This is a genomic window from Arachidicoccus ginsenosidivorans, from assembly GCF_007971385.1.
Classification (GTDB): Bacteria; Bacteroidota; Bacteroidia; order Chitinophagales; family Chitinophagaceae; genus Arachidicoccus; species Arachidicoccus ginsenosidivorans.
In genome coordinates this window covers 2,850,112-2,875,082 of sequence record NZ_CP042434.1, presented here as the reverse complement: position 1 = coordinate 2,875,082, position 24,971 = coordinate 2,850,112, and the positions used below count along the sequence as shown (strand labels likewise).

Below are 24,971 nucleotides of genomic sequence, written 5' to 3'. Positions count from 1 at the left end.
TATCTGTATCTATTTTATATAATAGTAAATATTCTCAATTGACCGGTAGTTACCAGCGGAGAATTTCCTCTCCCATCATCCGAGCCAAAAATACACAAATTCAAATTGTTTTAGCCCGTTTTGGCCTGATTTGATAAACAGTTATCCATCAAACATTTACCTTTTTCGTTATCCATTTATCCATCAACTTCTAACTTTCCTCATCATAATAAAGTTTATAATAATGTTTACCGCTTACATCATCAAAGCCTTTTTCCAATAAGTCTCTGCGGGCATGTATATAAACATGGAAGTTTTTGTCCAGTTTCAGGACGGATTTAAAGGATTTAGCCTGCTTTTTTACAGCAGCCAGATTAATATCGAAATTTTCCGGGGTCTCAAATTCCCGGGATTTTTCGTAATTCTCCTTGTAAGCCATAAAGGTATCAATGACCTCCTCATGGATAATGACGTCTTTGGTAAATTCCTGCAGGTCAAATTGCTCATTGGTTTTAAAATAGTCCATGGAACGCTCCACCAGTTCCAGTTGATCACTTTTAGCCACCTCAAATTTATCAGGATATTCCTGGGTGAAAAACTGTTTACAAAAACCTAAAAGCTTATCTGTCTGGTGGTAAGCATCGCTGTAGGGAGTAACCTGCAAAAATTCATCGATCCAGTAGCGGGTGTCGTTTTGTTTATTGGTCACATCAACGACCAAAACGACATACCCTTCCTGTTTCCCCCTATTAAAAATCAAACAACCCTTATCCAGTTTATTGATATTCACCCCTTCCTCTGAAGCTACCTCCAGGTTATCTCCATGTGGGAACACCTTTAAAAACGGTTGTTTGGATTCACTTTTAAAGATACCGACCGCTTCTACAAAATCGCTGTCTATTGGCACCTCTCCAAAATTAGCCACATACAGTTCCCCTTGCTTTACTTTGACATGCGTGCTCTTGCTAAACAGAAACTGGGCAATATCATGAGAGACCTCCAAAAAAGACTTTTTGTCCTCAAAAATCCTACCTGCATACTGATAGAGTTCATTGAGTTCCAGATCACTGACATGGGTAAAATGATACCGTTCATTTTCATTAAAATTACTCAAAAAGTATTTGGTGAGCAGTTCTCTGACCTGGGTATCATTAAGCGTAAGTGATGCACCGGAGAGCTTAAGCTGCTCTCCTCTCGTTGGATTGCCCACCTGATGTACAATTACACTGCGCAGTTCTACTTTTTCAATTGCTGTCATGGGGCGAAGATAAGTTAAGGCAGTAAATCCAGAAAATACTGGGTATAAAATCAATTACTGAACGGCTCCCCCTTTTTGCAACCAAGGCTTGCCATTAAAGTATAAAAGGCATTTCTTTTGAAAAGAAATGCCTTTTACTTTAAGAACACTTTATTTATTTCTTTAATACACTCTGCTACTTCCAGAGAGTTCATCTGTCACATAATGCTCCTGATGATTTAAATTGATTATTTAATCTGTGATTTCAAATAATCAATTTCCTGCTGATCAGCCTTTTGGTCAGCAGCCTGTGCGTGCGCCTGTGTCTTTTTGGTCAAAAGTTGGGTCAAGGCTTCATTGATCCGGTCTTTAAAAGGCGGATACATAGCGGCGATCTTTTCCCGGAGTTCCACCACAGCGTCCGTCATTTTCTTAAAATGATCCGGATCTTTGAGGTTATTCATATAAGAAATCATATCAAACAGGCCACTTACTTTTTCCTGTCCCATAGGAAGGCCGGTAAAATTTTTATAGATCTCATCAAAATCAGCATCGGATTTAGTTAGTATAGTCAGTTTCTGTACGACTGAGGCAAGTCTGCCTTTGGCATCCTTTTCCATTTCAGGCAACAGCGCCATGGCGGCAGTCTGATCAACTTTAGCCAACCCCTGTAGTGATGCACCGGCTACGCTATAAGAAGAATCGTGAACACCTGCTTCAAACAGCGGTTTATAGGCCGGATCACCGGTAAAGGACAGTACATCCACAGCCGCCGCCCTGACAGTTCTGTTCGCATCATTTTGCGCGATCTGCTGAATCTTTTTAAAGTCCTCCGCTGCATAACTATTGGGATTGGTCTGCTGCAAAATATCCTTTCTGATACCATAATAAGGATCATTTAAAGCGCTCATCAGAAAATCTTTCGCTCCTGGCTCATCCAGATGATCTGAGGCGTAATCAATGGCTTCCTTTCTATCCACATAATTGCCTCCCAACTTATACTGTGCGATAAAAGCCTTTAGGTCTTTATGATCCGTTTTTTCAGCTAGAAGAATCTTGTCGCCATCAACATTGACCATTTCAGGTCGGCCACTGACGGCAAAACTAAACAACTGACGCTGATGACGCATCCATACAGAATGTCTTGTCTTTTTACCCCCTTGATATATATCGATATCAATAGGCAATTGGAAGATCTGTCCGGATTTTTGCTGTTGTTCAATGGCAACAATCATTTTATTGGCACTAGAGTCATATACATAACTGATATCCAGTACCGGATGCCCCGCCCCAAAATACCACTGGTTCCAAAACCAGTTCAGATCCTGACCCGTCACTTGTTCAAAGGCCAGACGCAGCTGGTGTGCCTCTCCAGTAGAAAATTTGTGCTGGTTCAAATACAGGTTCAATGATTTGAAAAACGCACTGTCACCTACATAATGACGCAGCATATTCAAAACCCGGCCGCCTTTGTTATAGCTAACCGCATCAAACATATCTTCTTTGTCCTTGTAATAGAAACGCACCAGATCCTTATCAGCACTGCCACTATGCAGGTAACCCTGCATTTCATTATAGGCCTGCGCATCACCAGCATCCTTGCCATATTTATAGGTCTCCCACAGCTGTTCGCTGTAATTGGCAAAACTTTCATTAACAGTCAGGTTACTCCAGCTCTCAGCTGTTACCAGATCACCAAACCAGTGATGGAAAAGCTCGTGGGCGATTACATCTTCCCACCTGTTTCCATCGCTAAGCTCCCGGGCATTTTGCTGAGCAGATTCCTGATGCAAGGTGGCTGTTACATTTTCCATGGCACCGGAAACATAATCTCGGCCTACGATCTGATCATATTTTGGCCAGACATAATCCATCCCTAAAATCTTGGAGAAAAAGCCGATCATCTCTGGCGTATTGCCAAATATCCTTCGGGCCACATCCTTATAGGCCGGCTCTACGTAATAGGCCACTTCCTTACCTTCATACTGGTCTTTAACAATGGCATAGTCGCCCACACCCATGAAGACCAGATAAGGCGCGATTGGCATATCCAGTTTCCAGGTATCCGTGCGGGTACCGTCACTGTTTTTTTGCTGGTGGGTGAGAAGACCATTGGACAGGGTAACATACTTGGATGGCACCCGCATGGCGATCTCAATTTTAGTTTTCTGATCCGGCTTATCGATTGTCGGGAACCAGACACTGTTGCTCTCGGTTTCCCCCTGGGTCCAGATCTGCGTAGGCTTGTCCTTTTCTGTACCCTTTGGATTGATAAAATAAAGCCCTTTGTCATCGGTTATTGCCGCACTACCATGGGATTTAATCTCATTGGGTTTGGCGGTATAAACGATATATACGGTATAGTCTTCACCAGCCTTATAGGTTTTATCAAGCTGTATATGCAGCTTTAAACTGTCCTTATAAGTATATTTAAGCGGGAATTGCCGGGTCCCTTTGACCAGCGCAACACTTGTAATGTCCATACCCTTGGCATCGAGAGTCAGGGTATCGGTTGGATAAAAATGCGGCTGCAGGGTTATCCAGGCCTTGCCATACAGATAGCTTTTGTTATAATCAAACCTTACATCCAGTTTGGTGTTTTGGATGTCATTTATTTTGGGGAAGGAGGCCCGGTATTCTTCCTTCCAGGCAGTATCCCTGGATTGCTTATGGATCTGTGCATGTAAAGGTGCCTGCATACATGCAGTAGCCAGTAAAGCGATAAACAAATTTCTCATGAATAATTGTACTTTGTTTGGGCGTAAAAATAGGTATAATACTGAAAATTATCTCGAAGATTATGCGTAATTTGCATAAAAGAAGCGCTGTCGCTCATAGAGACAAGGTAATGATGGCACTACCAGCAAAAGCTGGCCCCTAAAATTTCCCTTTAAAGCTAACAGTTTCTTCGTTTTCGGATACGATTGCTCAAATTCTATATTATGAAAAGAATATATTCTATTTTTATTGCATTAGCAGTCATCCTGCTTTGTAAGGCAACGGCGGTGCAGGCTCAGCATAGCTTCCAGATAATGCCTCTTGGCGTCTATGGTGGCAGCGATGAGGGGAACCTTTCTGCCTATTTGATTGCCCCCATACAGGATACCGCCTTCATCTCATTGGATGCAGGCACCATTCATGATGGACTAAAGGCTGCCCGCAGGCGGCATTTTTTCAAAATGACGCCTACTGAATTCCAGCGGCGCAGGATTAAAGCCTATCTGATCTCTCATCCCCACCTGGATCATGTATCCGGGCTGATAATTAACTCACCGGAAGACAGCCGCAAAGATATCTATGGATTGCCCTTTACGATTAATACGCTTAAAACCAAATATTTTACCTGGACCAGTTGGGCCAATTTTGCGGATGAAGGTGAGCAGCCGGCCCTGAAAAAATACCATTATGTCCGGCTAAAAGAAAAACACCCCACGGATATCAAAGGCACCCACATGCAAGTCACTGCTTTTCAGCTAAGTCACGCCGTTCCTGGCAGAAGTACAGCTTTTTTAGTTCGTAGCGGACAAAATTATTTTTTGTATTTAGGGGACTGCGGAGATGACAGTATAGAACAAAGCCATAAAATGCAGGATTTATGGACGACGGTAGCGCCTATTTTGCAATCAGGACATTTAAAAGGGATTTCTATAGAATGTTCTTATCCGGACCAGCAACCAGATCGTCATCTCTATGGTCATTTAAAGCCAACGTTACTTATGCGCAACCTGTCCTTACTGGACAGTCTGGCGGGAGGTACCGCTACGCGGCACCCCATTAAAGACCTACCAGTGATTATTGCGCATATAAAACCAGCAGGGAGCAATGAACAAAGCATTCATAAGGAACTCCATCAACAAAATACGTTGGGCGTCCAACTGATCTTTCCTAAAAGAGGCAAAAAAATACTGCTATAAAACCTCTCATTAAAACAGATAATATATCATTTTCAAAAAACCTAACCTCTTTCGATTTCATCTAATTGGCAAATAAAGCCAGCGGACAGAAATACCAACATCTGAACACCGGAATTTTGGATCATTGCACTACCGGGTTATCTTATCTATCAGGCAGCGCTAACTGATTGAATTTTTAGATAACGACTCACCTACCCTTCAAAAAAAGTATTTTTGATGAGTAGCTTTACGTTTATACTCCTTTCACATAAAAAAAAGCCAGGAAGGAAACAAACATCCAGACATAGGCCCTTTGGATTCGGTTTTGGGATTAGTGTTCGGTTTTGTACGCCAGTTGTATCAGGTGTATCAAAACCGGACAGTTATAAAGAAGGATGATTTCTATAAGCGTCTGATTATCATCTTTTTAATATATTGGCCTTTGTTTGGCACATCCACCTTATAATAAAGAATTTTTAAGCAATTAAATCTTTCAATAAGTATCAGGTATCAGGTATCCTAATCTACATCCACTCATTTAAAACAGTTTCAAAAAATGAAAAAATTACAATGGGCAATATTTAGCGCAGCAGTCATTGCCATTTCTCTTTCCTGTATCAGTGTAGAATCCAATGGCGTTCATTTAAATGGTCAAAGTAAAGCAGTCAGCCTCATGACCAAAAACTTTGATGCGAGCACTATTAAAAATGTAAAGGCCATTACCAGTGGCGGCAATATTACGATTGACGGAGATGCAACTGGCCAGGCAACAATTGAAGTGCTGGGCAGGGGCAATAATAACAGAAGTTATACCAAAGAGGAAATTATGGATATCCTCCACAGAGATTATGAATTCTCCGTTGGCAAACAGGGCAACACGCTGCAGGCCATTGCCAGACGTACAAAATCAGGTAATTGGAAAAACGCCGTCAGTATTTCTTATATCATCCACGTCAAAAGAGAAGTAGCGACCGAATTAAAAACCAGCGGCGGCAATATCCGTTTAAGTAATTTAAAAGGAGATCAGGACTTCGCCACCAGTGGTGGCAATATTAGCTTCAATGGACTTTCCGGGCAAATTCAAGGAAAAACAAGCGGGGGTAATATATTGGCTGTCGACAGCCGGGGAGAGATTCAGGCAAAAACCTCTGGCGGGAATATCAAAATGGAAAATCTTAACGGAAACGTAGACATGCGCACCAGCGGCGGCAATATCAAGGCCACTGCCGTCAACGGCCACTTGAATATCTCTACCAGCGGCGGCAATATTAAATTAGCAGATATTGACGCCACCGTAAAAGGGTCTACCAGCGGCGGAAGTATTGATGCCAGTTTTAATAAGTTCCAAAACGAAGTGTCACTCTCTACCAGTGGTGGAAGTATCGATTTAAATGTACCTAATGCGGCTAAAATGAATTTTGAATTGAGTGGTTCATCAGTAGGCGTTGGCCAGGCAAGTCAACTTCAGGTACAAATCAATAAGGCAAAGGATCACGCTACTGGCACTATTAACGGCGGCGGCCCTATGCTCAGTGCCCATACCAGTGGTGGTTCAATAAAGATCGCCTTTAATTAAATGGATTAATCTTTTGGATGAATACTGTGGATCGTGATTGATGTTGGGCAGCTGTAAAGCCTAAGATGTTTAAACGCAATAGGGCCAAAATTCCATTGTCTAAATTAGCTGCAGCTGTCCTTTATTCGCTAAACCGGTTCTGGATGTCTTTCTTTTTTACCTCTTTCAATGGCTTATTTACATTTTAGTTAGACAGATCAATATTTTAAATGCCAGGAAAATTAATTGCAAGTGATTGCTACTCATTTGACTTCGCTGTTTTTAGATGAATACATTACCATTACCATTAACATATTTGAATTTTAAATTAATTTGGTTCTGGTGGCTGTTGGCAAATATGAGTATTGGCCTTTGTTGTGCAAGCTGTACGGCACCGGTGCATTATCCCATCTACGCAAATTTAGCAATCCTGGCATTTGTCGCTCCTGCCATCAAAAAGCCAGATTCAACAGCGCCTTATAATAAAATTGCCAATTGGAAAATGGAATTTACAGAGCTTGACCACTCCTATAATAATCCCATTAGTAAATCGCATGTAAAGCAGATTAATATAGCCTTACACGACCAAAAGAAATGGGGATCCGGCTTGATATCAGGAATCTATCCGGCACCGCTTTTAATATTTGATGAATATATGACCTGGAGTATATTCTCCTTATATTGTTACGACCACCTCAGTCCCGAAGAATTTGCCCAGGAAGAGCAATATATAAACCATTTTATGGAAGAACATCGGAAATTTCACAAGTTCGAGGCATTTAATAGGACTTTGCTAGAGCTATATAAAAAGAAAAGTTCAGGTCAGCGTGTACAAGATTTATATCCTGCCATCATCTCGTGGTGCAAGCAGCAGTAAGCAACACATCTTTGTCTGGAATGTGATATTTTGTATAATTTGACTGAATCCTATTTTTATATGCTAGTTATATCGTAAAAAACCTATTTACACCAATACTTTCCAAAAATTCTTACTGCTCATCAATCCATCAATCCTTATCAATACTGCTCCACCTCATACTCCTCCACCTGCCTGGTCTTTGATGAAAAAGAAATACCAACGGCTATTTTCTTTCTTGGATCTACAGCGTAGGGCGTAAGATAACCCCTTGCTTTTAAATCTACTTTAATCTGTTTCAGTGCCTCAGCAGCAGTGCCATCCAGTTTTAATTCCAATACATAAATATACTGAGCAGTCTTGACCAGCACATCACATCTGCCCTGGGCACTGTGTACTTCACTATAGACTTCCACGCCTAGCAGCCTGAAAATAAGGGAAGTCTGCGCATGAAATATAGACTCAGTATCGGGTCGCCACAGATCATAAGGCGTCTTGGCAATTATAGCATTTAACCCGAGAATCATGGCTGGCATGTCTCCCTCTCTAAGCGCATTTTTAATGACATCCATCTCAGCCACGGAATCTACGCCTTCCATACCCCTGTAAGCACCCAGTAGTCCATCTAGGAAGCTGGACTTTACCTCCAGGTTGGGAAATCCCAGGTCATAGACCTTTCTGTTTGGAGAAATGTTTTTAATCGTCAGATACCCTGTCTGGAAGAGCAGGGCGCCCATATTGGGATTAACCGTATTAAAATTAGATAAGGACTGTTTGCCCATTTGATAGGTTTCCACATCATACTTCCACTCCTTTTTAAGTAGCCTGATCAGAAATGTAGGTGTTCCTGTTTCATACCAGTAAGGATCGAATTCAGGATCAACCATAAAATTTAGTAGTGAAAATGGGTTATAAACCCAGGTTTTCATATCCCAGGTGTAGCCATCATACCAGTCTTTAATCTGTGTTAAGATATCTGGCCTATCTTTTTGTAAGGCTGCAATTTCCTCAGAAAAATTTGCCTCAAGTTCCTGCTGCGTGATTCCTATTAGTCCACCATATTGAGGTTCTAAAGTGATATTATCTAAGTTATTCAGATCAGAGAAAACACTCACCTGGCTAAATTGACTGATGCCGGTGATGAGTAGAAAGCGGATATACGTATCACTGCCTTTTATGATTGAATAGAAGTCCTTCATTATAGAACGATTAGCGTCAGCCAACTCAGGCTCCTCCAAAAAGTCAATGATAGGTTTGTCGTATTCATCTATCAAGATTACAACATTTCCCATAGTCGAGAGCGATTCTATCAGCTCCTGGAACTGTACTTTGATACTATTGCCTGTTAATATAACACTATACTTTTTAGCAACTTTATTAAGCCCATAGGTAATAGCTTTGCTAAGACCTTCCTCTTTATATGGCAATTTCGAAAAATCAAAATGAATCACCGGACTGGTCTGGGCCCAGTCCCATTTGTCATAAATCCACAGGCCTTCAAATAGCTCTTTTCTGCCCTTAAAAAGTTCTTCAATCGTATCCACCAGTAAACTTTTGCCAAATCGCCTGGGACGGCTTAGAAAATAATACAAATCCGTACTCACTATCTTATGGATAATCTCTGTTTTATCAATATATAGATAGCCGCCCTCCCTGATTTCCTGGAAGCTTTGCAAGCCAATCGGATATTGTTGTAACATATAGCGAAGATACGAAGATTCCTCCTGATTTTGACGCACTTTAGTAAATAAGGTTATGGTCGCCCTTGAGGCACGAGAGAGCGCCTAAACCTTGAATTAGACTAAACCGCTAGGGGGATTTCGCACTGATCTATGGAGTTTTCGTTGCTCCCTTTTTGGTTTCTCTGTGGTCCTTGCCAAACATATTGTATCTGAATATGCTGAGTGCCATGCTCATTTGAATAGATTAATAAAATCAACATACCTCCGGCTAAAGCGCAAGGGTTTGCCCTCGGAGCTTAATAGCCTACTATTACCTGCTACGCATGTCATAGTAGGCTATTATTTACAGAAAAAAGGCTCGGCTACTTACTTGGAAAGTGGGACTATTAAACAAGCGAAGTCGACCGGTGGTTTCAGACCAAATAGAGGTGACAATGATAATTTGACTGGTACCACAAATAAGATTTAGTCAAATTTTCCTGCTTTATTACCACGTTTATCTAAAAAATTAAGTACTTTCCAAATAGCAAACCCGCAAAGCAACATGGCAATAAAAACTTATATACAGAAAAGCACCTCAGGAAATATCAAAGCCCCTTTCCTATTAATCATTGGTGTGGTTATAGGATTGCTTGGTTTGCTTTCTATGATTGGCTGCCATAATAAGCCAAAGCAGGTTTTCACCTACAAACTCCAGCTGAACATGACAGAAAAGGTGCTTGATACCGCGAGGATTTTGTCTTTTAATTTTAAATCCAACGATTTCAAGGAAAAAGCAGGTTTCAAACTGGTGAGCAACCTAACAGTAGACAGGCAAAACCGCACCATCAATATCCTATTAAGCACAAAAGCCAATACACCTCCTTCCAATGCGCCTTTAGAGACCGCTGCTACACTGGACAGTCCTAAAATAGGCGCTTATAAATTAAGGATTCATTTTAAAGATCAAATCCTACCGGGAGCGCTTACAATAAATGAGCATAGTTATCTACTGAATCTTAAGGATAATTCTTCCATTTCTACAATAGCAGATACCTTAAACAAACTACCCTTAAAATCGATTTTCGGGACGCTGCATTACTATAGCCCTGAAGCCGCCCCCACCATTGATAAATTTATGGCTAGCCTTAAGTCGCTCGGCGCAAAGAAGCAAAGTCACTATCCGGGCAATTACCATTTTTTCACCATTAATCCAGATGGACAAATTAAACAGACCAAGGATAAAGGTTACGCCTATACCAGGCATTTTATTTTCCAGTATGATAGCAATAGAGCAGCGCTTAAAGCTTTGGTAAAGCGCTTTGCTTTTGCACATTCAATGCAGCTTCTTATTACCCTCAGAACTTACGACGGTGCAATCTACAATATATGGTCATTCGGCAAATAATATCTGTAGAAAATCTATTTAGATCTTGTTCTTGTTCTTGTTTTTGTTTTTGTTTTTATTCGTAAACGAGATAATTATTGATTTCCAATTGCAGCTTTGACTCAAAGAAGACGGCAAGACTTACAATAAACGCTCCGTCATCAAACAATCCTCCAAAAATGATCTTTACCCGAGCGCAGCACTATCTCAAAGCTACTACTACTTTAGCACATTTCTCCATGAGCATACTTGTGACTTAAAAATTCACCCATTTGTTCCTACCTTCAGCATTATAAAAAATCGGGCAGACCAGAAAGTTTCGTTTCTAAAATAATCCTTTTGAAAATTTGAGTTCAGGCAGGCTGTTTAAAAAGCCTCATCCATGGAAAAATAAAATCCTGAGAGTCTGCCCTCTCCGGCTCTTTTTTCACCGAACCCATAATCAATTCGCAGTGAAAGGTCTTTATTCAGATCAAAGAAATACCGAATACCTGCCCCATAATTAGGCTTAAAATGATGAATTGTCAATGGCTGGTCACCAAATACAGTACCGCCACCACCAAATCCGACAATCGCAAATCGAGGAACGAATCGGTATTTAAGTTCCGTTTGAAAGGCAGCCATATTTTGGTCCCGAAATCTGCCCTGATAATAACCCCGCATTATATTTTCACCGCCCAACTGGGAAAGTAGATAAAAAGGCACCGTGCTGCCATAAATACCTTCATAAACCCCATTGAAAGCTAAAACGACCTTATCAGAAAGGGATTTAAAATACCGGCCATCAAAAGTCATTTGCCAGCCTGTATATTGCTGGCCACTAAAAAAATCAGGCGTATAATTCACTTGTAAATTGCCATATAACCCATTGTTCGTATAAGTTACCTTATCTCTGGTATCATAGGACTGGCGGAGCCCAAAATAGATTCTTTTGCCCCCTGATTTACCAAAATAGGAATTAGCAGAATAAATACCAGCTGGATCAGTGCCTTCATTTTTAAAATATTCAAATCCAGTCTGCAGCCCCAGATAATAATGGGAAGCGACCCGTTTATCCGCAGCAAAGGTCAGCCGGACTCTTTTTTCATTGATGGATTCTTTGTCAGATTTCCAGGTATTGGCCCCTATTCCATAAAAGCTATAGGGAAAATCCCAGTATCTTAACTCCGAACTATAATGATATTTATTATCCCGGCTCCAGATATCGGAGACGATTTTCGCTTTGGATTGATTATGGGTCGTGTGGGTGGCCATAATATTAATGGTAGACACCCTGGTTACAGTATCCAGCTTATCCAGGTAAAAAGAATAAAGGGCAGCTACGCCATACTCTAATCCCGTTTCAGGGGACATGGAAGCCACGGGAAACGGGAAAAAAGTGTTCTTTTTGACCGTATCCTTGTCATTGGAAAGGAACTTATGGATCATTTTATCCATAAGTTTTTTTTGCCCCATGACTGGAGCCGACATAGTAATTGCTGCAAACACCAATAATCCTATAAAAAACCAATTCCGTTTTAATACCATTCAATAATTTTTAGCGCACACCACGCATTAATTTCTTGATCAGGGAGGCGCAAGCGATGAGCAGTATGCCAGCGATGAGTGAATATATGGCCATTTGCTTATATCCTTCCGTATAACTGTTCAAACGCTCAAAATTCTGCTGGATAATCTCTCCAGCAGTGGCCATATGAGCCGCTTTGGCCGGCTCTGCCGCAGACATGCTGGCACCCAGAAGCCCAGCTCCATACTGCCCGTAAGCACTGGCCAGAAACCACATCCCGATCATCACCCCTTGTAACTTTTTGGGTGACAACTTCGTAACAATAGACATGCCAATAGGTGAAAGACAAAGCTCTGATATGGAAATGACAAAATAAGCCAGGGTAAAAATACCCAGAGAAGTAAGGCCTTTATCATCTGCCGTAAAGCGTAAGTAATAGAATAAATAATAGGAAAGTGCCATCAACAAAAAACTAATCCCAAATTTATTGATCGTATTGGGTTCTTTTTTATGTTTAGCCAGATACAACCAGAAAAGCCCCATTATAGCCCCAAAAATACATACGAAAAATGAGTTGGCTGAGTTATTGACAATATTCGGATCGATCGTAAGAAAGCCCAGCATGGTATGGTGCAGGTTTTTATCTGCGAAGATGGCTAAAGAACCGCCCGCCTGTTCAAAGAAGGTCTCAAAGACAAAATAGAAGAAAATAAAGATAAAGGCGGCTACCAGTTTAGGCTTCGCACCGGCTTCTTTTTGGCGGAATAACTCAAAAAGAAAATAAAGTACTGCTACAACGGCAAGGGAATACATAAATACCGTCGTAAAATTCTCATTTTTAATCAGGATCAAAATAAGCGGGATACTGGCCAAAGCCCCAACATAGACGAGATATTCCTTCCACCAGCCATTTTTCTTTACTGGTTTTACGTTCGCCTCTACAATTTGTTGAGTCTGCTCCATTTCAACCAAGTGGAGATCCTCTTCTGTACCGGGTTTATTACCGATGGGCTGAATATATTTTTTGGTCAGCAGAAAGGTCACCAGCCCTATGATCATGACAGTTCCTGCTGCCATAAAGGCATAAGCCCATCCGTAATCCGGGGATTTACCCAGATATACGCAAAGTGCACCACCTAGCAAGGCGCCCATATTGATACCGGAATAAAACAGGCTAAAACCGGCGTCCCGCCGGTGATCCCCATCTTTATACAGGTATCCCACCATGGAAGTGATATTTGGTTTAAAGAAGCCCGTACCAATTACACTGAAAGTAATCCCTATATAAAAAAAAGTGTGTGGATTGGTGGCGATAATAAAGTTACCGGTGATCATCACAAGGGCACCAAAAACAAGAGACCTTTTGAATCCAAGAATCTTGTCTGCAAAAAGTCCCCCAACAAAAGTAAAGGCATATACAAAGGCCTGAATGGTCCCATACTGCAAATTGGCGCTTCGCTCAGAGAGCCCCAGGCCACCGGTCACCTGATCCACCATAAAGATGGTCAGGACACCACGCATACCATAAAAGCAGAAACGCTCCCACATTTCCACCAAAAACATGTACCAGATTTGTTTTGGATATTTTCCTTTGAAATTCTGAATTTGTTCTAACGTTAGTTGTTGTGCCATTGTATATTTTATAATTTTTTTGCGTTGTATGAACCTGTTTAATGGCCTCCAAAAAAGACATTACGAACACCCGTTCATAAAACAACCCGCCAAATATAATATTAAATTTTCCAAATAAGGGCCCTGAACCCCTTGAAACAGTTATTAATAGCGCTCAATTGATTTAGAATTTAGGACCCTAAGGTCCTAAGATGGTGCACCGGCAGCCAAACATTATAATCACTACAGCGCTAATATACAGCACATTATGTTTTAGCAAGGCCCTTATAATTACCTTTTTAAATTAAAAAGATGATTATATGGAGCCCGGTTTTTAAGTGCCTGCAATTTGCCTTTTGATCGTTCTAACGTGAACCCACCAGAGAATCAGTAGTACAATTACGGCCCCTACCATCGTATACAAAGAGATGACAGGGCTAATCGTCATGGATTCATGGGCGAGTAGGCCAGAAAGCAACCACTGCAAGATGGATAATATGACAAGGACGATAATCGCTATAACAATATTAGCCGGATAGAAGGTTTTCATAAGAAATTTACGCAGTTGGCCAGGTGAGGCCCCAAGGGTAACCAACAGGCGTATTTCTTCTCTACAACTGGCAATGGTTAGCTCTATGAAGAGACTGAAAATTAATAACGCAAATAAGAACATGGCCAGACCAGTAAAGCCGGACACCTGAACAACAAAGCCTACGATCTGCCGGTATTTACTAAACCGGGTCTTTTCCATATCGGTAGTCATATGGTGGCTGTCCAGATATTCAATTAGCTTAGGATTGCTGGGATCATCTGTTCTGATAATAACCCTTGAGGCCCCTTTTGGCGGTTCTGTGGCAAAATTCTTATTGGCCCATTCCATAAAAGCCTGTGGTACCAAAATAGAAGAGATCCGGTCACTGAATCCCGCTACCTTGGCATAGAACGACTTTTGGCCTGTAGGTGTCTGAATATCGATGCGGATCGGGATGCTTTTAACCAGTTCATGGGAGAGCTGAGGCAGGTTTTGCGACTTCGCAAATCCAAAGTTATACATATCCAGAAACTGGTTCGGGATAACAATGGGAATAAACTGTGTCTGGTCATCCCATTTCCAGTCGCCTCCTGTTATATCCAAAAATTGATCCGGCACGCTCTCAAAGAACATATCCGTATAAAAAGGCATGGCACTGCCGCCGCTGGCGGCTACCTTAAAGCGGCTTGGGGTAACAACCCCAACCGCCTGAATAAACGGCTGTTTTTTCAAATCTTCAATATCCTGATTTGTCAGATTGGTATTGCCGGCATTTTGATTGGTGACTACTTTATTGATGACCAGAAAATTGGCAATACTGTCCTGGGCGCCCCCTCCTTTTAGTAATTGCCAATAGTTCGCTTGCAGCTGAATCGCGGCCAGGATCAGCAGCAGGGCAACGGTAAGTCCTACCATCGCCAGTACATACCGAAATCTTCCGGCGCCCGTCTTTATGATCTTTTTTAATAATGTATTGAGCATATATCGTGGATTACCTATAAACTGAGATAGGTATTGTAATTAAAAAATGAGTCTTCTTCCAAATCTGTCAGCACCAAGCCTGCACCTCGCTTATCGCATTCGCTATCAATAAGCGCTGCCGCCTTTTGGGCATTGTTCTGATCCAGATGACTAAATGGCTCATCCATGATCAGCAAACTAAATGGCTGCACCAGTGCCCTGATGATGGCGACACGCTGTTGCTCCCCATAGCTGCAGATACCGCAAGCCTGATCCAGTATATGATCAACCTGTAAAGTAGTGGCCATTTCCTGAATGACTGTATCGGGATAATAAGGCTCTTTGGGCTGCAAAACCCGATTTAGTTCAATATTCTCTCTGGCTGTCAGGTGTGCAAATAAACGTAAGTCCTGAAAAACGACACTGATCTCGCTTTGCCGGTAACGAGCCACTTGATCAGCGTCCAATTTGTTTAAAGCTTTGGTATCCCAATGAAGCGTTCCGGTATAATCAGCGCGCAGCCCATATAGGAAATGCACTAGTGTTGTCTTACCGGTGCCGCTGGGTGCTTTAATCTTCACCTTTGTGCCCGGACCAAAGTGTACTTTACTTTGCCAGACCTGGGACGGGCGCTTCTCCAGATTTTCCTTTAAAGGAATGGGTATTATATTTTCTAGGGTAATCTCCATAAAACAAAATTACAGCAAAGATCAGTTCATAAATACTAAGCAGGCAAATATTGTCAACAGCCGTTTTCTGAGGCCTAATATTCCCTTAATTCTGTAGCAAGCTAGTTTATTTTCATAATTTGGCCATAGGAAGAAGGCTTTTTTAAACAAAATCTCAACCCTCCATAAAAGTCAAAAGCAAATTACCCAATCCTGATTGGATAATTTGCTTTTGACTTTTTTCTTATGATATTTATGATATTGCTTTAAAGTTGCCTTTTATGACTGCTTTTATTTATTCCAATACACCTAATTCTGCTATTGCTGCAGGTTTTCCGTCCACCGTATGGATGGCTTCCAGTTTAATAAATCTGGCACTAACCGGCGTTGAGAAATGAACAGACTGTAACACTGGATTGGCTTTTATATTGGAAAATTCTCCACCAGCCACCTTTCTCCACTGTTTCTGGTCATTACTAATGAAAACATTGTATTTATCAATAGCACCGACACTACTTGTAGGTGGCAAATAATTAATCCCTAAAACGGTCCTTGATTTTCCCTGGTCCAGGATTATAGTTGCAGATCCCGCATTACCTGCCTGCCAAACAGTTGCCGGTTGATTATCCGTTATATTAGCGACGGCTGCATCCACTGGATCTATTATTTTCCAGTTAGAAGTACTCGTCTGGGCATTATTTTGACGACCCTTCTCAGCCTCAGATTGCAACTGCTGGACGAGTGCTGGTTGACTAAATAAGCTAATATCACTCAGTGCCGGACAAACGGGGCTGGCAATGATCCTGACCCGTATCTTCCCAGTTGTTATTTTGGCCGGTAGCCTTAGTAGACGATTGGAACCAATGGAGTTCGCACTGGCGACGGTTTTCCAGTTACCCTCTAACCAGGCATCTACAGCTACAGAGTCTATGCGCTGTCCGAGTTTCGTATTTTCCTTTAACCGGATTACATCAAAGGTTTGCTTACCTTTTAGCTGAACCGTAACGGTTGGTGTATGGACGGCGTCATCGGTTGACCAATAACTAAACTGATCCTCGTCAAACAGATTTTGCGGTCCATAATCCTTTTTATCTCCCCCTCTGACGTTGGTGGCAGTGGCGGTAGCGCCACTGGCCAGATCTTTAGCAAAGGTTTCTTTTAAGATGTCACCGAACAATTTTAGTTGGATAGAATCTGTTTTATAGACCAGTCCGTCCTGATCGGGCGGTACATTAAGCAGCATGGAAGCACCTCTGCCGGCAGAGAGAAAATAATGATCCCAAAGATTTAAGGCAGTGCGTACCTGATTATTCTGGCTGGCATGCCAGAACCATCCTGGTCTAATGGAAAAGTCCACTTCTGCCGGCATCCAATATTTTCCACCTCTTGTACCATTGGTAGACAGTTCACTTTTAATAGTTCCATTGGAAGGGGCTTTACCCGGTATATTAGACACGGGGGTAAAAGTCTGCCAGCAAGGTTCACCGGCATAGCCTCTTTCATTTCCTACCCAACGCAGATCGGCACCGATATCCCCAAAAATTAGTGCCTTGGGTTGTAATTTTCTTTCCAGGGCCCAGACACTGGGCCAGTTGTAATAAGTGGAACGATCAATATTTCTTCTTTCTCTGGCTCCCCCATAATAGCCGTCACCTCCATTGGCACCATCATGCCAGATCTCAAAAATGTCGCCATACTGCGTTAAAAGCTCCGTTAACTGCGCCCTGTACATCTTTACATAATCCTCACTACCATAGCTGGCCGCATTTCTGTCCCATGGTGAAAGATAAACGCCAAACTTAAGCCCGTACTTTTTACAAGCCTGCTGGATTTCTCTGACAAGATCCCCTTTTCCATTTCTAAAGGGGCTTTTTGTTATATTATGCTCGGTTGTCTTAGTCGGCCACAGACAAAAGCCGTCATGGTGTTTACAGGTTAATATGACTGCTTTAAACCCACCTTGTGCAATACTTTTGACAATCTGATCCGCATCAAAGTGTTTAGGATTAAATAAGGCCGGATCCTCATCTCCATAGCCCCATTCCTTATCCGTAAAGGTATTGATGCCAAAATGGATAAAGGCATAGACATTATTTTCCTGCCAGTTGAGTTGATTCTGGGTCGGTAAAGCGCCATATGGAGCGGGTGGCTGGGCTTTCTGTGCACAGGAAATGCCTGTTGCAGTCATCGCCAGGCCAATCAAGAGCGCCGAAAATCTGGAAATTCCCTTTCTATCATTTCTGGCAATACGGGCATTTTTGCCAACCGGCAAAGATGCCCTGGAGGAAGTACTGTAATACGGATTCATAGTAGAGTGCTTGTGTAATAAATAAGTTCGCTTCAAATTGTCTTCATGGATGTAGCTGCAGTAACAGATAATAACGAACGGATTATCATCCGGCTATTGCGATTTGAGACGCCAAAGGAGTACTTACATCCAAACCATGAAATTACATTACTTATTTAAGACCATTTGCACAAAAGTTGGCAGAAACTATGCGTATTTTGGCCATAATTACTGGCACAAACACTGCCTACCCGCAACAGTTTTTTATTCAATTGATCTCTGAACCTTAACCGCTACAGATCCTGAGTTTTAAAGCGTTTAACCGTGATCCAATAGAAAGCCACAATAAAAAAGATTGTCATAATAAGCAACCAGGTTCCATCAGGTGGCGTGATCAGCGACTTAGTCACCTGCTTGAAAAAAGGCATCGGAATAAGTTCATCGGAGCTCTTAACAGGCATATAACTACCGATACCTCCCGCATACCTGTCCAATAAAAATGAAATCAGTTTTTTTATAAAACCAATGTAGATCAAATAAATAGCAATAGACAGACCTGATTTTTTAAGTAAAGTACCCAGCAGCAATCCACCCAACGTATAAGTAAGTGCCTGCAAAAGGAAATACAAGATATAAACTGATCCCGTCAGGCTAAAGCTGCTGCCTGCTGTAAGCCCTGTAACAATGGTAATCAGTACCACTACAATCGTTGACAGAATGCTTAGAATAACTGCCATAAAGATCTTGGTCAGGGCAAATTCAGTTCTACTCATACCGTCAATAATATTTTGCCTGTGGGTTTTAAAATTATATTCATTGGTAATGAGTATAACCATCAAAAAACCAGGCAGAAATAAGACATAACTACTGACATAGGATACCGCCTGCCATACATCAGGAAAGCTAAATGGACTACCCAGAAGTAGATCCAGGCCCCCCTTGCTTTGCATGGAGGTAACCACCTTGAGCTGATAGGTAATATAATTGCTGCCAATAAGACAAAGCACAAATAGCCCGATCAACCACCAGAAAGTACGATAGTTTTTCAATTTGAGCCATTCAATGGAGAGATTTTTCAACATATAATAAGATTTATAGTAGGACACACCTACATAGAGGATTATTGTAAAAGCTATGAAGGATTAATGGGTGATTTCTAAAAATCTTGCTTCCAGGGAGGCACGCTGTAAGGCAAGGTGCGTTAATATAACGCCATTTTCAAAACAATATTGGTTAATCGCCTCCAGGCTGGATCGGCCCAGATCTGCATGCAGCAGAATCTGTTCATTTTGCCATTCCAACTTACTAAAGCCCGCAATACCAGGCAATATATCTGATAGTTTTTTCAAATCTACGCTACGTAGAGCAATAACATCCTCACTAGCCAACACCTCACCTACACTGCCACTGGTCAGCAGTTTGCCGTTTTTGATAATGGCTACATGCGTGCAGACTTTTTCCACTTCATCGAGCAGGTGACTGGCCATCACCACCGTCCTGCCTTCTACGGCCAGTCCTTTAATCAGGTTTCTGATTTCAGCAATTCCGTTAGGATCCAGACCATTGGTGGGCTCATCCAAAATCAGTAGTTCCGGATTTCCTAAAAGAGCAGCACCAATAGCGAGTCTTTGTTTCATACCCAGGGAAAAAGTACTGAACTTACTATTTTTTCGAGCCAAAAGCCCTACCCGTTCCAGTACCGGGTCAATCTCCATCGTACTGACCCCTTTAATCAAAGCACTGATTTCTAAGTTTTTATAGGCTGATAAATAAGGATAAAAGTTGGGTGTCTCTAGTAGGGTGCCTGTTTTCTTTCTGGCCTGTTCGTGGTCAGGACTATTTAATAAGGTATACTGCCCACTATCTGGGCGCAGTACATCGGTTATAATCCCAAGCATGGTGGTTTTACCACTTCCATTAGGTCCGAGTACTCCATAGATACTTCCTTTGGGTACTTCAAAAGAAACGTCACTGAGGGCCTGCAGTGCGCCATAACTTTTAGAAAGATGCTGAATCGATAATACAGTTGTGGACATGGGCATATTATTTTTCTGATAGCTAAAGTTCAGATAAATAATACACTTCTTTATATAAATTTCTTATATATTTTTATTTTTTTGATGGACGGTCAAATGTCAGGATGCTTTGAAGCTTATATGTTTATTGTCAAAGACAGTTTCTTTGAAAAGCCCGACACTTAATGCACTCAAGCACTTAAAAGCGAAAATTGTTCAATCGTTTATCAAGCTCTGTTGGCAGCTTAATTATGGCAAGCCTACATCTAAGTAAACTTATTAAATCACAATAACTTACGTCTCTTTACGCCATATTGATTGTAAAATAAAACAGCCTGGCACAAAATCCCCCAACATTAAAAGAATTTAAGGGTAATCCTGGCGCCAGGCTGTAAATTTTTCTCACTTACTTTTTGTGGTACAGACACGCATTAGATAACGGTCGTTCCAACAACCTCTTCCAGATAGATCTTTGTCATCTGGTGAAAATGGTTCTGTAGCTGGTGTACAAAATGTACATTGGGGTCTTTGCGAATATCTTCCCGATACCAGATTTCTACTGATGAAAAATCATTTTCCCGGGGAATGACCATTCTAAAGGCATTTTTCTTGTACTTGACTGCACCATCTGGCAAAATTTCCCTGTCAAAGCCGAAGCGCCCCATTTCTGCGTCGGATAAGGCAATGCCAAATACATTTTCAACTTCATACCAAAAGTCCTGTTTTCCGTTTTCTGTAATAACACGTACTTTCTTTTCGTCTGGTGCTGTTTCTGCGACAACGCCTCTTCTTTCCACTTCTTCAAATACGGCTATTACAAAATCACCCTGTTTAAGTTCCTGAATTTTAATCATAGCTTTTGAATTTAATGTATGCTCAATTTACAACATTTTTTATTCAACAACTAAAACAGGCAGTAAAAACATTCAAAAAATTTATTATAAAGTGGTCACAAGGCTTCAATTGCCCCACCCGAAACCCAAAAGCAGTGGCAAAATAACGGATAATTTAAATAGGCTATCCGGTTCCATAGATCCGGATAGCCTATAAATTCGTCTCCTTTTTCGTTACTTTATTCCTCCGTTTGTATACCTTATTCGTAAATCAGCTCATCCAATGCAGATTGTAGTTCATTATAGGCTCTTTTCTCTCCGGCTTCCTTTGCCTGCTCCATTCCTTTTTCGTACCACTGTATGGCTGTTTGCGAATCTCCTGTTTTTTCCAGTAGTTTACCCAATTGATAGTAAGAGCCTACATAAGCAGGGTCATCTGCCAGCAGGTCCTGCAAGGTCTGGATCGCCCTTTTATCCTCTCCTATTCTTTGCAGTTCCATGGCCAAAGCATGCCTCAAAAGCTGTCTTTAGCATTCTCTTTCAGCATCTGCTGCAATTGTTCCATTCTATCCATAGAACAAAATTAGGCCTCTACTATGAATATTTACGGAATTCGTAAGCCTAAATTGTAGTTTTGTACTATATTTGAGACCATCATTTTAACAATTTTTATAATAAATAGTTTTTTATCTACATGAAAATTTTAGTTGCGGTAAGCAAAGCACCTGATACAACCGCCAAAATAACCTTTAAGGATAATAACACGGTCTTCAACGAAGACGGTGTCCAGTGGATTGTCAATCCATACGATGAGTGGTATGCGCTCGTGCGTGCAATAGAATTAAAAGAAGCGGCTCCTGATACGATTATTCACCTGGTAAGCGTGGATGAAAGTGGTGCTGATGTAATATTACGTAAAGCCCTTGCACTTGGAGGCGATGAAGCCATCCGTGTAAATTGCAAGCCCACCGATAGCTTTAGCGTAGCCAGCCAGCTGGCAGCTGTAGCCAAACAAGGGGGGTACGATCTGATACTGACTGGTAAAGAAACCATCGACTTCAATGATGGCGCTGTACCAGGTATGCTGGCAGAATTACTGGAGATTCCCTGTATTGCTGTCGCCACCAAATTAACGGTTCAGGATGGTCAGGCGACCGTTGTTAAGGAAATCGAAGGCGGTGAGCAAACTGAACAGGTTAGCTTTCCCGTTGTCATCAGTTGTGCCAAAGGAATGGCCAAACAACGTATGGCTGGGATCCGTAACGTGATCGCTGCACGTTCAAAAACCATAAAGGTCTTGGAACCAGTCAGCGTAGATCAACTAACAGAGGCCGTAAGTTTTGAACTCCCAGCAGCCAAAACCGGTGTCAAAATGGTTGAAGCAGGACAGGAAGCCGAACTGGCACGCCTGTTACACGAAGAGGCCAAAGTGATCTAAATGGATCTGGATAATCTCTAGGTAATCTAATGAATAGAAGAGGCCCTCTATAAAAAGTTGGTTTCAATTACTTTAATAACATTATCAACACGAATTTAATACATGTCAGTTTTAATATACATTGACCATGCAGATGGTCAGATAAAAAAATCAGCACTGGAAGCCATTAGCTACGGCGCCGCACTTGCAAAAAAATTAAATACAACAGCAGAAGCCTTGGTGCTGGGCAAAGTCAGTGAAGATCTGGCCTCCTTAGGTGCTTATGGGCTGTCTACTGTTCATCAGGCGAGCGATGAAGCTTTTGATAAAGCAGACGCAGGAGCGTTGGCTAAAGCAGTGGCTGCCACTGCTAGTGAGTTGGGTGCAACAGTTGTTATTTTTGCAGCCAATGCCAATGGTATTGCCATTGCGCCTAGAACAGCAGTAAGACTTAAGGCGGGTCTCGTTAGCTCCGCTGTCGCCTTACCTGATACAGATAATGGTTTTACCGTAAAAAAAGTGGTCTTTTCCGGTAAAGCTTTTGCCCATGTAAAAATCAATACGCCTGTTAAGGTCATTACCCTTACCGGTAATAGCTACCCCGTTGAAAAGACAGAAGGGACAGCTACCGTTGCGGCTTTAGATATACACCCTGAGACTAGTAAGATAACGGTTACGGGTGTCCAGATGGTTGAAGGCGAAGTACCGTTGACAGAAGCAGATATAGTGGTCAGTGGCGGACGCGGTCTGAAAGGCCCTGAGAATTGGAATTTGGTCACAGATCTGGCTCATGCGCTGCATGGCGCCATTGCCTGCAGCAGACCCGTTGCAGATGATGGTTGGAGACCGCACCACGAACACGTTGGTCAAACAGGCATCCAGATAGCACCCAATCTATACATCGCTATTGGTATTTCTGGCGCCATCCAGCATTTAGGCGGTGTAAACAGAAGTAAAACCATTGTTGTTATTAACAAAGATCCGGAAGCTCCTTTTTTCAAAGCAGCAGATTACGGTATCGTAGGTGATGCCTTTGATGTAGTACCTAGGCTGACAGAAGCGATCAAAGCGCTAAAAGGATAATTAGTAAATCATATCATCAGCTACCTGATTGCCCGCTAAACGGCAAAGTGCTGATGGATGCATCGATTAATAATAATAAGATGAAAGGCAGGAACTCTCCAATATATAGGGTTGCCTGCCTTTTTATAGCTTGTATTGGTATATTGAAAAATTCAGCATTGCAGCCATGCAAAAATAAAATTTCCAGTTCGAACATTAGGAATAATACCAACAGCCAACTTTCGGTTTATTTCATACATTTCACATATAATCCTTATTAGGAATATAAGTGACGTAGAAAAGATTATAAAATTATACTATCACAATAACTGCAATCTTTTAAAACTTCAAAATAGTCACTAATTCTTCAATTGCACCATCTCAAAACTAATCATTATCCAAGCTGATGACGGATATTAAATTAAAGAAAAAATAATTCGCTCATTAAATGTATAATATTGTTGCATTTATCAAATATGTAAATATTCGTCTACAATAAAACAACCAAATCAAAATTAGTTTGCACACTCACTCATGTTTCAAATATTTAATATTATCAAAAAGGCGTTCAAATAGTCTTCTTCTTTGCGTAATAATTTCGACGGATCCGCTTATCCCATGCTTATATGTTAATTTTTTTCCATAATTAGTTCTAAGGCCGGATTCTAATTTTACAAAAATCATGTAATATCCCACTTTACCCGAACTAGTCTGCTCAACATTAGTTGCTAAGGAAATTGACGCAACAACACCTCTGACGTACCCAAATTCAAGATAAGGAAAATCTTTTAATTTAATAATAACACTTTGCCCTATTTCCACTTTTCCTGCCCCAGAATTTTCCGACAAAAGAACCTGCCCATAATACTTGTCATCGGAAGGAATAATGCTAAATAATTCTTCTCCTTTACTAATAAACTCACCATCGGACCAAAAACCCAAAAACTGAATTACTCCTGAAAAGGGTGCTTTAAAAACATAATTTGCTTCCCATTCATTCATCTCATCAACTAACCTATTATATGTCGATATAATCTGTAACCTCAGTGACCTATTATTTTCCTATTTTCTGCCCCTAATTGAGAAAAAGCAGATTTCAGTTGATCCAAAATTTTATAATTTTCAATCTGTTGTAAATTCTCATTTTACTTACACAGTTCTCAAATTACTTACACACCCTTCCTTCCCTGCCAATTTGACACATGATTATTCCCTGCAATGGTGCCTATGCCTAAGGAAACCCTGTGGGCGATAGCCCACACATAAAAGCTAATGCGCGCAGCGCATGCCTTGACTCTCCACCTTCTTCTCCATCATGCAGTGGCGTAGCCCTGCATAAAAAGGCATGGGCTACGCCCATACCTTTGATTTCTTTTTGCTACTTTTTCTTTAACGTAAACACCTTTAAGTCAAGTAATTATTTTTAAGATATTGACTTAAAGGTGTTATCTTTGTGGTGTTGGAAGGAAGCGGAACCGGGCAATCCTGGGGAGGAACCCGATAGGAATACT

20 protein-coding genes are annotated in these 24,971 nt (G+C 41.4%); 6 read left to right on the top strand and 14 right to left on the bottom strand.

Going from position 1 to position 24,971, the window contains the following annotated elements; translation table 11 throughout:
• Positions 1 to 190: 190 nt before the first annotated feature.
• Positions 191 to 1,237, bottom strand: a complete 1,047-nt coding sequence (locus FSB73_RS11480) for a nucleoid-associated protein (RefSeq protein WP_146782109.1) — start codon at positions 1,235 to 1,237, stop codon at positions 191 to 193.
• Positions 1,238 to 1,464: 227 nt separating this feature from the next.
• The gene (locus FSB73_RS11475) at positions 1,465 to 3,954 is read right to left on the bottom strand and encodes a M1 family metallopeptidase (RefSeq protein ID WP_146782106.1); all 2,490 of its coding nucleotides are present in this window, start codon (positions 3,952 to 3,954) and stop codon (positions 1,465 to 1,467) included.
• A gap of 204 nt (positions 3,955 to 4,158) precedes the next feature.
• On the opposite strand from FSB73_RS11475, the gene FSB73_RS11470 reads away from it, so the two are divergent.
• From FSB73_RS11470 to FSB73_RS11460, 3 genes are all read left to right on the top strand, one after another.
• Entirely contained in the window at positions 4,159 to 5,130 is a 972-nt protein-coding gene (locus FSB73_RS11470; RefSeq protein ID WP_146782103.1) for an MBL fold metallo-hydrolase, read from the top strand.
• Positions 5,131 to 5,665: 535 nt separating this feature from the next.
• Positions 5,666 to 6,685 carry a DUF4097 family beta strand repeat-containing protein gene (locus FSB73_RS11465; RefSeq protein WP_146782100.1) on the top strand — a complete coding sequence of 340 codons (1,020 nt, stop codon included), beginning with the start codon at positions 5,666 to 5,668 and terminating at the stop codon, positions 6,683 to 6,685.
• A gap of 295 nt (positions 6,686 to 6,980) precedes the next feature.
• A complete protein-coding gene (locus tag FSB73_RS11460) occupies positions 6,981 to 7,541 on the top strand; it encodes a hypothetical protein (protein WP_146782097.1) in 561 nt (186 codons plus the stop codon).
• A gap of 140 nt (positions 7,542 to 7,681) precedes the next feature.
• On the opposite strand, the gene FSB73_RS11455 is transcribed toward FSB73_RS11460, so the two are convergent.
• The gene (locus tag FSB73_RS11455; protein ID WP_225974726.1) at positions 7,682 to 9,259 is read right to left on the bottom strand and encodes an ATP-binding protein; all 1,578 of its coding nucleotides are present in this window, start codon (positions 9,257 to 9,259) and stop codon (positions 7,682 to 7,684) included.
• Between the two features lie 487 nt (positions 9,260 to 9,746).
• Between FSB73_RS11455 and FSB73_RS11450 the strand changes: the two genes are divergently transcribed.
• The gene (locus tag FSB73_RS11450) at positions 9,747 to 10,589 is read left to right on the top strand and encodes a hypothetical protein (protein WP_146782091.1); all 843 of its coding nucleotides are present in this window, start codon (positions 9,747 to 9,749) and stop codon (positions 10,587 to 10,589) included.
• A 345-nt stretch (positions 10,590 to 10,934) separates the two neighbouring features.
• Here FSB73_RS11450 and FSB73_RS11445 read toward each other — a convergent pair whose 3' ends face one another.
• From FSB73_RS11445 to FSB73_RS11405, 9 genes are all read right to left on the bottom strand, one after another.
• Entirely contained in the window at positions 10,935 to 11,996 is a 1,062-nt protein-coding gene (locus FSB73_RS11445; protein WP_146782088.1) for a BamA/TamA family outer membrane protein, read from the bottom strand.
• A gap of 109 nt (positions 11,997 to 12,105) precedes the next feature.
• Positions 12,106 to 13,707: a peptide MFS transporter gene (locus tag FSB73_RS11440; protein ID WP_146782085.1), complete on the bottom strand. Its 1,602-nt coding sequence runs from the start codon at positions 13,705 to 13,707 to the stop codon at positions 12,106 to 12,108.
• 313 nt (positions 13,708 to 14,020) lie between these two features.
• Positions 14,021 to 15,199 (bottom strand): ABC transporter permease family protein, encoded by a 1,179-nt coding sequence (locus FSB73_RS11435; RefSeq protein WP_146782082.1) that lies wholly within the window; start codon positions 15,197 to 15,199, stop codon positions 14,021 to 14,023.
• A 14-nt stretch (positions 15,200 to 15,213) separates the two neighbouring features.
• Complete coding sequence (locus tag FSB73_RS11430) at positions 15,214 to 15,867, bottom strand: ATP-binding cassette domain-containing protein (protein ID WP_146782079.1); 654 nt, start codon at positions 15,865 to 15,867, stop codon at positions 15,214 to 15,216.
• Positions 15,868 to 16,141: 274 nt separating this feature from the next.
• Positions 16,142 to 18,154, bottom strand: a complete 2,013-nt coding sequence (locus tag FSB73_RS11425) for an alpha-L-fucosidase (protein ID WP_225974725.1) — start codon at positions 18,152 to 18,154, stop codon at positions 16,142 to 16,144.
• Between the two features lie 272 nt (positions 18,155 to 18,426).
• The gene (locus FSB73_RS11420) at positions 18,427 to 19,215 is read right to left on the bottom strand and encodes an ABC transporter permease (protein WP_146782076.1); all 789 of its coding nucleotides are present in this window, start codon (positions 19,213 to 19,215) and stop codon (positions 18,427 to 18,429) included.
• Positions 19,216 to 19,275: 60 nt separating this feature from the next.
• Entirely contained in the window at positions 19,276 to 20,169 is an 894-nt protein-coding gene (locus FSB73_RS11415; protein ID WP_146782073.1) for an ABC transporter ATP-binding protein, read from the bottom strand.
• A 410-nt stretch (positions 20,170 to 20,579) separates the two neighbouring features.
• Entirely contained in the window at positions 20,580 to 21,002 is a 423-nt protein-coding gene (locus FSB73_RS11410; RefSeq protein ID WP_146782070.1) for a hypothetical protein, read from the bottom strand.
• 239 nt (positions 21,003 to 21,241) lie between these two features.
• Positions 21,242 to 21,499: a tetratricopeptide repeat protein gene (locus tag FSB73_RS11405; RefSeq protein ID WP_225974724.1), complete on the bottom strand. Its 258-nt coding sequence runs from the start codon at positions 21,497 to 21,499 to the stop codon at positions 21,242 to 21,244.
• Positions 21,500 to 21,675: 176 nt separating this feature from the next.
• Between FSB73_RS11405 and FSB73_RS11400 the strand changes: the two genes are divergently transcribed.
• Together FSB73_RS11400 and FSB73_RS11395 are read left to right on the top strand one after the other, a co-directional pair.
• Positions 21,676 to 22,419 carry an electron transfer flavoprotein subunit beta/FixA family protein gene (locus FSB73_RS11400; protein WP_146782067.1) on the top strand — a complete coding sequence of 248 codons (744 nt, stop codon included), beginning with the start codon at positions 21,676 to 21,678 and terminating at the stop codon, positions 22,417 to 22,419.
• A 102-nt stretch (positions 22,420 to 22,521) separates the two neighbouring features.
• Positions 22,522 to 23,481: an electron transfer flavoprotein subunit alpha/FixB family protein gene (locus tag FSB73_RS11395; protein ID WP_146782064.1), complete on the top strand. Its 960-nt coding sequence runs from the start codon at positions 22,522 to 22,524 to the stop codon at positions 23,479 to 23,481.
• A 507-nt stretch (positions 23,482 to 23,988) separates the two neighbouring features.
• On the opposite strand, the gene FSB73_RS11390 is transcribed toward FSB73_RS11395, so the two are convergent.
• Together FSB73_RS11390 and FSB73_RS26650 are read right to left on the bottom strand one after the other, a co-directional pair.
• On the bottom strand, positions 23,989 to 24,462 hold the full coding sequence (locus FSB73_RS11390) for an HlyD family efflux transporter periplasmic adaptor subunit (protein WP_146782061.1): 474 nt from the start codon (positions 24,460 to 24,462) through the stop codon (positions 23,989 to 23,991).
• Between the two features lie 229 nt (positions 24,463 to 24,691).
• Positions 24,692 to 24,820, bottom strand: a complete 129-nt coding sequence (locus FSB73_RS26650) for a hypothetical protein (RefSeq protein ID WP_262712581.1) — start codon at positions 24,818 to 24,820, stop codon at positions 24,692 to 24,694.
• Positions 24,821 to 24,971 lie beyond the last annotated feature (151 nt).

Excerpts from the sequence above, each read along its gene's own strand:
- FSB73_RS26650 (WP_262712581.1), bottom strand. The coding sequence starts at position 24,820 with ATGGGCGTAGCCCATGCCTTTTTATGCAGGGCTACGCCACTGCATGAT.
- FSB73_RS11395 (WP_146782064.1), top strand. The coding sequence starts at position 22,522 with ATGTCAGTTTTAATATACATTGACCATGCAGATGGTCAGATAAAAAAA.
- FSB73_RS11465 (WP_146782100.1), top strand. The coding sequence starts at position 5,666 with ATGAAAAAATTACAATGGGCAATATTTAGCGCAGCAGTCATTGCCATT.
- FSB73_RS11450 (WP_146782091.1), top strand. The coding sequence starts at position 9,747 with ATGGCAATAAAAACTTATATACAGAAAAGCACCTCAGGAAATATCAAA.
- FSB73_RS11435 (WP_146782082.1), bottom strand. The coding sequence starts at position 15,199 with ATGCTCAATACATTATTAAAAAAGATCATAAAGACGGGCGCCGGAAGA.
- FSB73_RS11440 (WP_146782085.1), bottom strand. The coding sequence starts at position 13,707 with ATGGCACAACAACTAACGTTAGAACAAATTCAGAATTTCAAAGGAAAA.
- FSB73_RS11415 (WP_146782073.1), bottom strand. The coding sequence starts at position 20,169 with ATGTCCACAACTGTATTATCGATTCAGCATCTTTCTAAAAGTTATGGC.
- FSB73_RS11445 (WP_146782088.1), bottom strand. The coding sequence starts at position 11,996 with ATGATCCATAAGTTCCTTTCCAATGACAAGGATACGGTCAAAAAGAAC.
- FSB73_RS11400 (WP_146782067.1), top strand. The coding sequence starts at position 21,676 with ATGAAAATTTTAGTTGCGGTAAGCAAAGCACCTGATACAACCGCCAAA.
- FSB73_RS11420 (WP_146782076.1), bottom strand. The coding sequence starts at position 19,215 with ATGTTGAAAAATCTCTCCATTGAATGGCTCAAATTGAAAAACTATCGT.
- FSB73_RS11480 (WP_146782109.1), bottom strand. The coding sequence starts at position 1,237 with ATGACAGCAATTGAAAAAGTAGAACTGCGCAGTGTAATTGTACATCAG.
- FSB73_RS11470 (WP_146782103.1), top strand. The coding sequence starts at position 4,159 with ATGAAAAGAATATATTCTATTTTTATTGCATTAGCAGTCATCCTGCTT.
- FSB73_RS11475 (WP_146782106.1), bottom strand. The coding sequence starts at position 3,954 with ATGAGAAATTTGTTTATCGCTTTACTGGCTACTGCATGTATGCAGGCA.
- FSB73_RS11390 (WP_146782061.1), bottom strand. The coding sequence starts at position 24,462 with ATGAATGAATGGGAAGCAAATTATGTTTTTAAAGCACCCTTTTCAGGA.
- FSB73_RS11410 (WP_146782070.1), bottom strand. The coding sequence starts at position 21,002 with ATGATTAAAATTCAGGAACTTAAACAGGGTGATTTTGTAATAGCCGTA.
- FSB73_RS11430 (WP_146782079.1), bottom strand. The coding sequence starts at position 15,867 with ATGGAGATTACCCTAGAAAATATAATACCCATTCCTTTAAAGGAAAAT.
- FSB73_RS11425 (WP_225974725.1), bottom strand. The coding sequence starts at position 18,154 with ATGAATCCGTATTACAGTACTTCCTCCAGGGCATCTTTGCCGGTTGGC.